The sequence below is a fragment of the Paenibacillus sp. A3 genome, from assembly GCF_001399685.1.
Taxonomy (GTDB): Bacteria; Bacillota; Bacilli; order Paenibacillales; family NBRC-103111; genus Paenibacillus_G.
Window position 1 is genome coordinate 30,444 of sequence record NZ_JTHN01000144.1, and the last position, 11,972, is coordinate 42,415.

Genomic DNA, 11,972 nt, shown 5'->3' on the forward strand with positions numbered 1-11,972 from the left:
CGTTAGTCGGAGCATTTTGAACGTCCGTCGGCAAATAGCGGAAGCACAGGGGGGCTTCATCCGTGTCGAAAATTTTCGTTCACTCGGATTTCGGCTTGATAATACCCCTGCGGTTCCGCTAATTTTCACAGACCGGCGAAATGCGCTGGACTAAAAAATTACATATGCATAATCATGCCTTCAAATTGCATTTCGAACCAAATGATTTTACCGCTCGAACTTCCGCTAACGGCATTGATTTGCAAATAGGAGTTATTTACTGTTGGAGCTTGAATCATTAAGTTTCCAACTTGTCTGCTTTTTAATTCTGTTATAGCAAGCGAAGTCCCGTTCCAGCTCAATTTGTACATCCTGTTATCCATATTGCTTACCGAGCCCATTTCCCGTGCTGTTATAAAGAGCAGCCCTTCTGCGCAGATGCCCAAATACATACCATTTACTTTATTTACAATTCTTTTCGTTGTCGCAGGATCAATTGTCGCAGAGACAGCAGACTCGAAAACATTGATCGCTCTTTTCACAGGAACCGCATGCAGATTGCCTCCGTGGTTTATATCGCCTGCCGTATTATCGTAGAAGGAATTGCCCCTTATGTCCAAACCGAATCTGGCATTTACCAATTTCAGTCCGTACTCCGAGTTGCGCCTGCAAATATTGTCTATGACCTTGACATTTCTTCCATCACCAAGCAGTACAATGCCGGAACCCGTATTGCTTTCGACAATATTATTCGAAATGATGACATCGCTTTGAACATTTGCCCCGTAGCTGATCCCGCCGGTTTTACATCCTTTTACAATGTTGTTTGAAATAACGCTGCTTTGCGTTTGCGTGCCATCGCTATAATCAAGATGAATTCCGTAATTGGAGCAGGATGTCACTTCGTTATTCGAAATCGTTACATAATCGCTGTCAATCGAATAAATTCCCGAATGAATAGCGTCAGCAGGGTCGGGAGCCGCATTGGTTCCCGTAACGACATTGCCTGTGATCGTAATGTACCTGCAGTAATCTTCGAGATGAATTCCTTGTCTTCTAAAGTTGGAAATCTGGTTACCCATGATGCAGACTCTGGTAGCGCCGGCAACGCCAATCCCAAATCCGGCGGTTGTCCCCTTGCCTAAATCAGCGGTAATGATGTTGTTCGAAATGACGTAATTATAGCCTGCATCCTCAGGTTTGCGGTCATATCCGGGAATCTGAATGGGATGATTCAGTTCAATAGCGTCTCCTGAAATATTGATAAATTTATTATTCGTGATAAGTACGTCATGCAGATCGTTGGCCTGATCATTGACCAGAAAACCGTATCCCAAGTTATCAAAAACATTGCCGACGATTTCAATATTGGAATTTAATTTCGAATTGATTTCGATTCCTGTTGCGGCAGGCAAGCCGGTCGTCGTATTTGTTTTTCCGGTAAAAATATTATTTCGGATCTTGATATTGGAATTATTCCCCTCAAAGGATAGCAGTATATTCGTACTCTCATCTGTATCCTTCGTTTCCGGGTCGTCCGCCACATCCCTTGTGCTTTGTAACGTTAGATTTTCAATGACAATATTGGAGCCGCGAATTCTCAGCATCGTGGTGCCTATATTGCTTTGCAGGATCGAGGCGTGGGCAGACGACCCCCGAAACGTTACATTATCGTAGACGCCGAAGTTGATGGAATGGGTGAGGTAGGTTCCTTTCGGGAAATAAACGACGCCCCCTCCAGCATTTCTTGCTGCCGCAGCCGCCAGTTCAACAGCCGTTTGATCATCGTGTTCAACGATCGCATTGGTTACGTTCGTAAGTGCATTGCCGTACAGGGTAATGACTTTCGTTGTGGTGTTAATTGATTTTACCGCTTCCAGCAATACGCTGCCGCCCGGACCGGCTCCATAAATGGCGATGCCCTGATTCACTTTAAAATCAATCACATTCGTTACTGTCAGGGTATTCGTACCGGCGGCAATGCTGCCGGACGTTCTTTGGGTGCTCCCCGAACCGTTATAGCTCATCACATTATAAATATCAGTTGGCATACGGTGTCTCCTTTGCATGTTTAGTGTAGGTGGAAAGCTTTGGGAAAGCACATGAATCAAACATATTGATTACAAACAGTCTGGATTAGAGCATGAACCTGCTTATCGGGCTTATTTCACCCCCCTCTCTTTGCTCAAACGATTAAGCTTATAAGGTTATCTTATCCTACGGGACCTTGAATTTTTTTCAATGTTTTTACACTGTTTTTTCATGAAAATTGCAATTGGTTAACCTCGGTTCATCTCATTGCCGATGTCCAGCCCGCGCCTTCCGCCCCGCACCCACCACCTGAAAAAATCAAACCTCATTCCTAAAGTTCATGCATTGTTCGATCGGAGCGTATCCGCCATAATGAGCTTATTAAACCAGAGGGGGAAACGAACGATGGCAAAAGCGATGAAGTGGGCGCAGGTCGCCTTGGCCGGGTCGCTGGCCGTAAGTCTGGCCGCATGCGGAACGGATGCGAATAAACCGACGGCAGGCAGCGGCGGCACGGCGTCAAGCGGAGAGGCGGCGAAGGAGAAGGACAAGCCAGGTGCGGTGACGATCACCTTCCAGAACATTTATCCGGACCCGACCGCGCCGAATCATAAAATTATGAAGAAAATCATCGCCGATTACACCGCAGCGCATCCGAACATCAAGATCGAGCTGGATTCCCTCAATACCGACCAGCAAAAGCTGAAGCTCAAAACGCAAGCCGCAGCCAAAGAAGTGCCGGACATCACGATTGTGAACCCCGCCGCCCAGATGAAGCCGTTCGTCGATGCGGGCCTGCTCGCGCCGCTGAACGATATGCTCGACCAGAACGGGCTGAAGGATACGTTCCAAAAAGGCATCCTCGACTACTATTCGTTCAACAATAACGTGTATGCGCTTCCGGACGGCAACAATATTGCGGTCGTCTTCTATAACAAAGAGCTGTTCAGCCAAGCGGGCGTCGAAGTGCCGAAGACGTTCGAAGAAATGATCGAAGTCGTCAAGAAGCTGAAAGCCAAAGGCATTACGCCGATCGCCATCGGGGAAAAGGACAGCTGGACCGGGTCGTTCCTGTTCATGAACATGCTGCTTCGCACGAATAACGGTCCCGGCTTCCTGAAGGACGTGCTGGACAAAAAGAAGACGTTCAGCGACCCGGCATTTACCGATGCGGCAAGCAAATTCCAGGACCTGGTCCAGGCAGGCGCGTTCCAGGAAGGAGCGACCTCGTTTGACTACAATGCGGGGGAGAACCTGTTCAAGACGGGCAAAAGCGCGATGTATATCATGGGAACCTGGGCCACCGGCGCGATCGACGATTCGTCGGTCAAAGGCAAAATCGGCGTCTTCAAGTTCCCAACCGTGGGGGGCAAGGGTAACCCGGATCAGTACATGATTGCTCCCGGCAGCGCCTTCGCCGTATCGGCAACGAGCAAGCATCTGAAGGAAACGAAGGAATTCCTGAATTATTTCATGATCAACTTCCCGAAGGTATCCTTCGAGATGAAGAACGCCGTCGGGATTGGGCAGAAGGTGGAAGGCGACTTCAAGGCGGCCGGTTATTCGCAGCTTGCCATGGATATCCTTGAGCTGTTCAAAAACATACAGGGCGGTGATCTTGCCTTCGATAATACGATGAACCCGGGAACGGCGCAGGCGCATCTGACCAGCATCCAGAATTTGTTCGTCCAGAAAAAAGATCCGAAGGATGTCGCCAAGGAGCATCAGACCGCCTTCGAAACGAACAACAAGTAACGACGATACGACCACCAGATTCGGAATGAAAGGGGATTGCCGCAGCGCGCGCCGGAGAGGCGCGCGTTCCCTTGCCCAAACGTAAAAACGAAACCAAAAAGTTCCGCTTCAACCATCTCATGCTCCACACTACCGGTCACATTTTGCCAAAGGAGGTGCCCTTGAGCCGTGCATGCCATGAAGGTTTCCCGGCGGACGATCGCCGTCTTCGTACTTCCCTGCCTGCTGCTCTATATCGGTCTGGTGTTCGTCCCGATCCTTGTGTCATTCTACAGCGCCATGCTGGATTGGAACGGCATCGGCGAAGCGCGGTTTATCGGGCTGGACAATTTCAAGGAGCTGTTTACGAAGGATGCGGTGTTTTGGCCGTCCGTAGGCCGGACGCTGATGTTCGCTTTATTTTCCATGGCCGAGATTCCGATCGCGCTGTTCGTCGCCATCCTGATCAGCCGTTATGTGCGCAAGCCTAATTTTCTCGTCTCCAGCTATTTTCTACCGGTCATTTTATCCGTTGTCGTCGTAGGGCAGCTATGGAAAACGGTTTACAACCCCGCTTCGCTCGGAGGTATGCTGAACCAGCTGCTGATGATGGTCGGCTTGGATTCGTGGACGAAGCCGTGGCTGACCGATCCGAATACGGCGATGATCGCGCTGTATTTCGTCGCGCTGTGGCAGTATCTCGGCTACCATGTGCTGATCCAGTTCACGGGCATCCAGAACATTCCGTCCGAAATCTACGAAGCGGCACGGATCGACGGAGCGGAGGGCTTTACGGCGGACCGCTACATTACGTTCCCGATGGTTATCCCGATTTTTAAAATTTCGCTGGTCCTCGCCATCATCGGCTCGCTGCAAGCGTTCGATATGATCATGGTCATGACCGGGGGCGGTCCGGCCCATGCGACGGACGTGACGTCCACCCACATGTACAACATGTCGTTCCTGTCGATGCGGTACGGGTACGGCAGCGCGATGGCGGTGTTTCTGGTCGTCGAATGTCTGGCCGCGACGCTGTTGCTGAACGCGGTATTCCGGCGGATCGAGGGCAAGCTATCTTGAGGACAGGAGGGACGTTCCGATGTCGATAAATTCATCCCCGAATGCGGCCGTGCAGCGAACTTCCGTACGGCTGCGGAGCAAGACGTTCAAGTGGAAAAAGGCGGCGGTGCTGCCGTTCCTGTCCGTCCTGTTCGTCACGCAGCTGTATCCGCTCGTCTGGCTGGTGCTGTATTCGTTCAAAACGAACGAAGAAATATTGGACGGCAGCTTCTTTTCCTTGCCCCGCGAGCTGCGGTGGCAGAACTACAAGGATGCCTACGAGGGCGGGCATTACCTGCAATATTTGTTCAACAGCCTGCTCGTTACCTCGGTGACGGTGGCATTGGTCATCGTGCTTAGCGCGATGGTCGCTTATGCGATCACGCGGTTTCGCTGGCGCTACGGCACGCTGGTCATGACTTTGTTTCTGATCGGGATCATGATTCCGCTTCAAGCCACGCTGCTGCCCCTTATGATCATTTTCAAAAACATCGGCATTCTCAATACGCATTTGGCTCTAATCTTGCCTTACATTACGTTCTCGACTCCGATTGCGGTGTTCGTCTTGAGCGGGTTCATGAAATCGATCCCGTACGAAATCGAAGAGTCCGCCATTATGGACGGGGCCAGCGTGTACCGGACGTTCCGCAGCATCATTATGCCGGTCTCGATCCCGCCGATCATGACGGTGTGCATCCTGACCTTTATCTCGATCTGGAACGAGTACATTTTGGCGGCGACGTTCATTTCGTCGGAGAAGCTCAAGACGCTGCCGTTCGGCGTCAACAGCTTCATCGGCCAATATTCGGTCAATTACGGCGCAATCGGAGCGCTGCTCGTGCTTGGGGCGCTGCCGGTCATCGTCATCTATTTTGCGTTGTCGGAACGGATCACGAAAGGCATGGTGGCCGGGGCTGTGAAAGGCTAGCGGGGGGAGAGCGAACCCGCGTATTCGCCATCGAAGCCTCCGTGATATGATAGGAACAGTAAGGATACGGAAAGGGGAGTTTCCGGTTGAAGCGAGGTCTTCATTCCATTCATACCCGTCTGTTTCTGCTGTTCCTGTTTTGCATGCTCGGGCTGCTGCTTATCGTCAGCGCGCTGTATTACAAGCGGACAACGGATCAACTGCACCAGAAGATCGGGGAGATCGCGCAAAAAAACTTTTCGCAAACGATGGACTTGTTCGACCTGCTGCTCAAAGGGTACGACAGCCTGACCAAGTCGCTGAACGGCAACCCGGATTTGCAGCGGCTGCTGCAGGCGCCGTCGAAGCAGGATTCCGCACTGCGCATGATCAACGAACGGACGATCACGAATCTGATCGGGGCGATCTATTACTCCCGGGAGGATACGATCGGCATTCATGTCGTGGCGAATTCGGGCGCGATCTACAGCTACGGCAACTCGATGAGCGTTATCGATCCCGGCTTCGCAAACTCCTCGTGGTACCGCAGCATACGCGAATCGTCCGGCGAAATGGTATGGCTCGGCGTCAAGGAGCACTCGATCATCGATCAGGCGGAAAAAAGGCCCGTGTTCGCCTTCGGACGTCCGCTTTACGATCTGCATGAGCACCGGCCGATCGGCATCGTGCTCATTGAGACGGACCCGAAGCCGATTTTGTCGGGACTTGCGAACCTGAGCCTGAGCCCGCGGAGCGAGGTCTACATTTTGTCGAAGGCGAAGCAGGTGATGGCCGTGTCCGCAGGGACGCCGAAGGAGCTATCCGTCGCGGATTATTGGAGCGATGCGCTCGGCGAAGGCGAGGTCCGGGTCGATCCGCAGGCGGGGCGTCTGATCGTCGCCTCCAAGCCGTCCATGGCGGATTGGCAGGTCGTCAGCTCGACGCCGGATACCGATCTGAACGTGGAGCAGGATCAGATGAAGCGCTTTTTGCTGCTGGTCATCTCCGTTCTCGTCATCGTCTCGACGGCACTGGCGACGTTCGTTTCGCGGACGATTTCGTCTCCGCTCAAGCGCCTCATTCAGCAGATGAGGCAGGTGGAGCGCGGCAATTTCCGCGGTCTGCTGCACGTCAAGTCGTACGAAGAAATAAACATTCTGGTTGCGTCCTTCAACCAGATGGTCAACCGGATGGACGAATTGATCGAAAGAGTCAAAGCGGTGTCCATCAGCGAAAAAAATGCCCAGCTGCTGGCGCTGCAATCGCAGGTGAACCCGCATTTTCTGTATAACACGCTCGATATGATTTATTGGATGCTTGACGAAAAAGGGAACGAACGGCTCGGCAAAGTTGTGTTATCGCTTTCACATATGTTCCGCTACAGCAGCCATTGGGAAGGCTCCTCCGAGGTTTGGCTGCGCGACGAACTGGAGCAGATCCGGGACTATCTCACGATCATCGAAGCGCGGCTCGAAGGCAGGGTCTCCGTCGAACTGGACGTCGATCCCCGGTGGCAGCATATTCGGCTGCCGAAAATGACGCTGCAGCCGGTGATCGAGAACGCGGTCAAGCACGGACTCGAGCGGTTGGACCGTCCCGGCGTGCTGCGCGTCTACGCGAAGGCGGACGACTGTCAGCTCCGGCTGTATGTGGAGGATAACGGCAGCGGCATGGAGCCGCAGGTGCTTGACCGGCTGCGGCGTTCGCTCGGAGCGAATGCCGTGACGTTGGGAGAGGACAGTAGGCTTGCGGTGGTTGAGACCGGGGAAGTGCGGCGAGGCGGGATCGGCTTGCAGAACGTGCACCGCCGGCTGGGACTGATGTTCGGAGAAGCGTACGGGCTGCACATCGATAGCTCGCCGGGGGCCGGAACGACGGTGACGATCTCGATGCCGCTGCCCGGGGAAGGGGGAACGGAAGCATGAATCTGCTCATTGTGGATGACGAAAAGGTGATCCGGGAAGGAGTCAAGCGTACGGTCCGGGGGACGTTTCCGGACGCGGAGGTGCATTTGGCCGCTACACCGGAGGAAGCGGTGGAGACGCTTGCCTCCTGCCGGATCGATGTCGTGCTGACGGATATTTTGATGCCGGGAATGACCGGACTGGAATTGATGCGCCTAACCCGGCGCAGGCATCCGCAGGTGAAATGGGTCGTCATCTCCGCGCACTCGGAATTTGCGTATGCGCAGGAAGCGGTCCGGCTCGGAGCCCGCGATTACCTGCTGAAGCCGATCGGCAAGGAACGGCTGATCGAGCTGATTCATACGCTGCAGGAAGAGCTGCGCCAAGAGCATGCCGTATCGGCGGAAAGCCGGCTTTTGAAGCAAAATCTGAAATATTTGCGCGAGGCGGTATTCCAGCGGTGGGCAGCGGGGCTCGATATCGGCCGCTTCGACATGTCGGCTCTCGAACGGAGCTACCCCGAATTTCATCTGGTCTTGGTCACGCTGGACAGTCCGGGGAAAGCGCATCTGGAGCATTTTATCGTCGACAACGTGCTTTCCGAGCTGATCGAGATGCGGGGCGACGGATTCGCCGCCAGCCTGGACAGCCATCATCTGCTCGGGCTCGTGACCCTGCGTCCGGGCACGGCGATCGAAGCTTTCCATGAGGAGCTTCATACCCACTTGAAGCGCTATGTGAAGGTGCCGTTCCAGATCGTTCACAGCGGGCTGGTGCCGGATATCCGCTTGGTGCCGGAACAGGTAAGGCGGCTGCGCTCCCGGACGGCGGCGCCGGCGGCTGCGGCCGAGCGCGAGCCCTGCGGAGACAGTCCCGTCGAGGTGGCGCTGCAATATATCCGCATGCATTTCCACAGCGACCTGTCCTTGGAGAAGGTGGCGTCCGTCGTGTATTTGAATCCGGTCTATTTCAGCCAGCTCTTCAAGCAAAAGACCGGACAGGGGTACAAGGAATACGTGATCCATCTGCGAATGGAGCGGGCCAAAGAGCTGCTGAAGGACCCGCAGCTTAGGCTCGCCGACGTGGCTGAGCGGATCGGCTACCAGGACATGCGGCATTTTACGCAGGTGTTCCGCAAAAAATTCATGCAGACGCCGACCGAGTTCCGGCAGCGTTTGTCGGCGGGAGAAGGGCGCGGCTGACGGCCTAAAGTGAGAAGCCATCCTCCCGCCCCTAAAGCTAACGAAACAAACAGATGAAGAGAATGCTGCAAGGATAGGCCGACAATGACCAGCATGACCACAGTTGCAGGAAGTCCGGATACGACGCCAAAAGCAAATTTGCTTAACGTATCCGTCTGTTCGCCCTGCATATGGAGCCACACGATGCTCAAAAGGCTAACGATGGGCAATGCCGCAATGATTCCGCCCTGAGCCGGAAATCTGCGCGCCACTTCCGTAATGATCCCGATAATGACCGCCGATACAAGCACTTTAACGATAGCGTACATGCTCCGCTTTCTCCTTCAATAAAGTAAATGCGCCTAGAATAGCTTGCCGCTCTGCCTCCGTCATTTCTGCAAACAGAAGCTCGAGCTTCTCTTCATCGAGACTGGAATGGCGGTGCAGCACTTCATTTCCCGTCTCGGTTAGTTTAAGAATGACTTTGCGCTCGTCGGCTTTGCTGCGCGCTTTGCACACGTATTGTTTTTCCAACAGGCGTTTGACATGTTCGGAGGCCGTGTTATGCGACAGTTCCATCGCTTCGGCAATGTCTTTGATGCCGGCTTCGTTTTCTTTTTGAATGACTTGCATAATGCGGATGCTTTGGTGCGTGATCTTTTCCTTATGGTTATAGCGCAAGCGGTAGTAGATATCCGTCCATAATTGATTCAACTGGGCGATTTCATTGATCATAATGGGATCGCTCCTTATATCGTATGTTTAGATTATATCTTATATTACGATACAAATGGTGAGGAAGCAAATGGAAGGAAGCACTTGGCCGCTATGGACAAAACAACCCCGGCGCGTGATACAATGGCAGCATATGGATGACGGAGTACGGGAGTGAGAGGATGCCGGATTGGTCGTATCAGACGTTGTTTCGCCCGTTGTTGTTCGGACTTCCCGCCGAGACGGCGAGGGATTTCACGTTGGGAGCGATGGGCCTGCTTAGCAGACTGCCCGGGGGGACGCTGGTCATCAAGACGCTCGGGCATATGGAGTCGCATCCGATTCTGGAAAGCGATGCGTGCGGGGGGCTGCGCCTGAAATATCCCGTCGGCCTCAGCGGCGGACTGGATGTTCACGGCACGGCGCATCGGGCGCTGGCTCAATTCGGGTTCGGATTTATCGAGATCGGCCCGGTGACGGTCCGGGAGGTAACGGACGACCGCGCGATTCGGAGAGAGGTGTCCGGCGAAGCGCTGCTCTATCCGAACGTCGGCGCGAACGAAGGGCTGGAAAAGCTCGCCGTGCGTATGCAGCGCAAGCAGGGGCACCGGCTGCCGCTGATGTTCCGGCTGCGGCCGATGCCGGGCGCATCGCCGGACCAGGCGCTGGCGGAGCTGCGGCTGATGATGGAGCGGCTCGCCCCGTGGGCCGCCGCGTTCTACATCGACAGCGTCGATACGGGCTGGCCGCCGGAAGCGACGGCAGCGTATCTGAACGCGGTCCGGCAGGCGTCCCGGGAGGTAGCCCCGGGGAAGCCGCTGCTGCTGTACGTGGCGCCGGACGATCCGGCGGAACGTCTGCAAGCGCTGCTCGGCCGGATCGACGCGGCGGCATGGGAAGGCATCGTCGTGGGCGATGCCGTGCGGACGCCCGAGGGCTTCGTCATCGGGCGGGAGGCCCTTGCGCCGGGCGTGGAACGGGTGCAGCAGCTTCGACAGCTTGCCGGGCCGGAGCTGACGATCGTTTTGGCCGGGGGCATTCACGAGCCCCGGGACGCGCTGCTGGCGGTGGAAGCGGGAGCGGATGGCGTGCAGCTCCACAGCGGGCTCGTCTATTCCGGGCCGGGACTGCCGAAGCGGATCAATGAGGCGCTGATCTACGAGAAGGTGCGGGAGGCGGGGAGTCCGCCGGAAGCGTCCTTTTGGCGAGACTGGGGCTGGATGTGCCTGCTCGGCATCGGCATGGTTATCGGCGGCATTTTGGCATGGATGATCGCGGCGACGACGGTCATACTGCCGTACGATGTGTTGTTTCTCGGCATGGATCAGACGATGCTCGGACAGGCGAACCGCTGGCTGCTCGGCTTTATGTCGCACGACCGGGTAACGCTGGCGGGGACGATGATCTCCATCGGCATCTTGTACTACCAATTGGCCCGGCACGGGCTGAGAAAAGGGCTGCATTGGACGAAAACGGCCTTGATGACCTCCGGTCTGGTCGGCTTCAGCAGCTTTTTCCTGTACCTCGGGTACGGGTATTTCGACCCGCTGCATGCGCTGGCGGCGGCGGTGCTGCTGCCGATGTTCATCCTGGCCATGCGGGCGCGGGCCGACCGGCCTTCGTACGATCCGCCGAATCTGGCGAACGACCGGATCTGGCGGCGCGCCCAATGGGGCCAGCTTCTGTTCGTCACGCTCGGCTTCGCGCTTGCCGTCGGCGGTCTCGTGATCGCAGGCGTCGGGATTACCTTCGTCTTCGTCCCGACGGACCTTGCTTATTTATGCGCGTCGGAGGAGATGCTCGCGGACATCAACGAGCGCTTGATCCCGCTGATCGCGCACGACCGGGCAGGCTTCGGTGGCGCTCTATTCTCGAACGCCCTCGCCGTGCTGATCATCGCTTTGTGGGGCATCGGCCAAGGCCAGCGCTGGGTCTGGTGGACGCTGCTGCTGGGCGGCTTTCCCGGCTTTCTGGCGGGCCTCAGCGTGCATTTTCAAATCGGCTACACCGATTTCGTCCATCTGCTTCCCGCGTACTTCGCCTGCCTGCTGTATGTAGGCGGCTTGATTCTGCTGTATCCGTATTTGATGCGGCGGCCCGTACGAAGCGGAATTCATGGCGGCAGGGCAAGTCAGGCGTTGCCCGCATCCGATAGATGATGGGAAGGGAGTAAGCTGCTGCCCGGGTACGATCCGTACCGGGGACGCGCTTTTGCAACGGGTATCCGTTGCAGGAGCGCTTTTTTTGCGTTAGCACAAGATGCGTGCTGCTCTAGCGGCTCGCCGCGATAGAGGAACGTGGATGCCTTATTTCGCTGTATTGGCCGGAGCCAGCAGAATAAAGGAACTGCGATGCGCTATGTTTACCAAAACAGGCAGATGTGTTAAAATTCGACATGAATAGCGAACGTGCGTTCCTCTAAATTCTGGCGGTCGGCCCTTCTGACCTACTTAACGCATCAGA

9 protein-coding genes are annotated in these 11,972 nt (G+C 55.2%); 6 read left to right on the forward strand and 3 right to left on the reverse strand.

Going from position 1 to position 11,972, the window contains the following annotated elements; all coding sequences use genetic code 11:
* Window positions 1–158: 158 nt before the first annotated feature.
* Window positions 159–2,030, reverse strand: coding sequence for a right-handed parallel beta-helix repeat-containing protein (locus tag QJ48_RS21940; RefSeq protein WP_054975632.1), 1,872 nt, complete (start codon window positions 2,028–2,030; stop codon window positions 159–161).
* A gap of 385 nt (window positions 2,031–2,415) precedes the next feature.
* Between QJ48_RS21940 and QJ48_RS21945 the strand changes: the two genes are divergently transcribed.
* The 5 genes from QJ48_RS21945 to QJ48_RS21965 all read left to right on the forward strand — a co-directional run bounded on the left by QJ48_RS21945 (window position 2,416) and on the right by QJ48_RS21965 (window position 8,816).
* Entirely contained in the window at window positions 2,416–3,765 is a 1,350-nt protein-coding gene (locus QJ48_RS21945; protein WP_054975633.1) for an extracellular solute-binding protein, read from the forward strand.
* A gap of 168 nt (window positions 3,766–3,933) precedes the next feature.
* The gene (locus QJ48_RS21950) at window positions 3,934–4,824 is read left to right on the forward strand and encodes a carbohydrate ABC transporter permease (RefSeq protein ID WP_054975634.1); all 891 of its coding nucleotides are present in this window, start codon (window positions 3,934–3,936) and stop codon (window positions 4,822–4,824) included.
* A gap of 19 nt (window positions 4,825–4,843) precedes the next feature.
* On the forward strand, window positions 4,844–5,731 hold the full coding sequence (locus tag QJ48_RS21955; protein ID WP_237763011.1) for a carbohydrate ABC transporter permease: 888 nt from the start codon (window positions 4,844–4,846) through the stop codon (window positions 5,729–5,731).
* A gap of 86 nt (window positions 5,732–5,817) precedes the next feature.
* Window positions 5,818–7,635 carry a sensor histidine kinase gene (locus tag QJ48_RS21960; protein ID WP_193394479.1) on the forward strand — a complete coding sequence of 606 codons (1,818 nt, stop codon included), beginning with the start codon at window positions 5,818–5,820 and terminating at the stop codon, window positions 7,633–7,635.
* On the forward strand, window positions 7,632–8,816 hold the full coding sequence (locus tag QJ48_RS21965) for a response regulator (protein ID WP_054975635.1): 1,185 nt from the start codon (window positions 7,632–7,634) through the stop codon (window positions 8,814–8,816). The genes QJ48_RS21960 and QJ48_RS21965 overlap by 4 nt, the downstream gene beginning before the upstream one ends.
* Here the strand turns inward: QJ48_RS21965 and QJ48_RS36145 are convergent.
* Window positions 8,714–9,124: a DUF3147 family protein gene (locus QJ48_RS36145; protein WP_082420628.1), complete on the reverse strand. Its 411-nt coding sequence runs from the start codon at window positions 9,122–9,124 to the stop codon at window positions 8,714–8,716. The two genes, QJ48_RS21965 and QJ48_RS36145, sit on opposite strands and share 103 nt — an antisense overlap.
* Window positions 9,108–9,530, reverse strand: a complete 423-nt coding sequence (locus tag QJ48_RS21970) for a MarR family winged helix-turn-helix transcriptional regulator (protein ID WP_054975636.1) — start codon at window positions 9,528–9,530, stop codon at window positions 9,108–9,110. Before QJ48_RS21970 ends, QJ48_RS36145 begins: the two co-directional genes overlap by 17 nt.
* A 161-nt stretch (window positions 9,531–9,691) precedes the next feature.
* Here QJ48_RS21970 and QJ48_RS21975 point away from each other — a divergent pair, with 161 nt between their 5' ends.
* Complete coding sequence (locus tag QJ48_RS21975) at window positions 9,692–11,668, forward strand: hypothetical protein (RefSeq protein ID WP_054975637.1); 1,977 nt, start codon at window positions 9,692–9,694, stop codon at window positions 11,666–11,668.
* The last annotated feature ends 304 nt before the right edge of the window (window positions 11,669–11,972 follow it).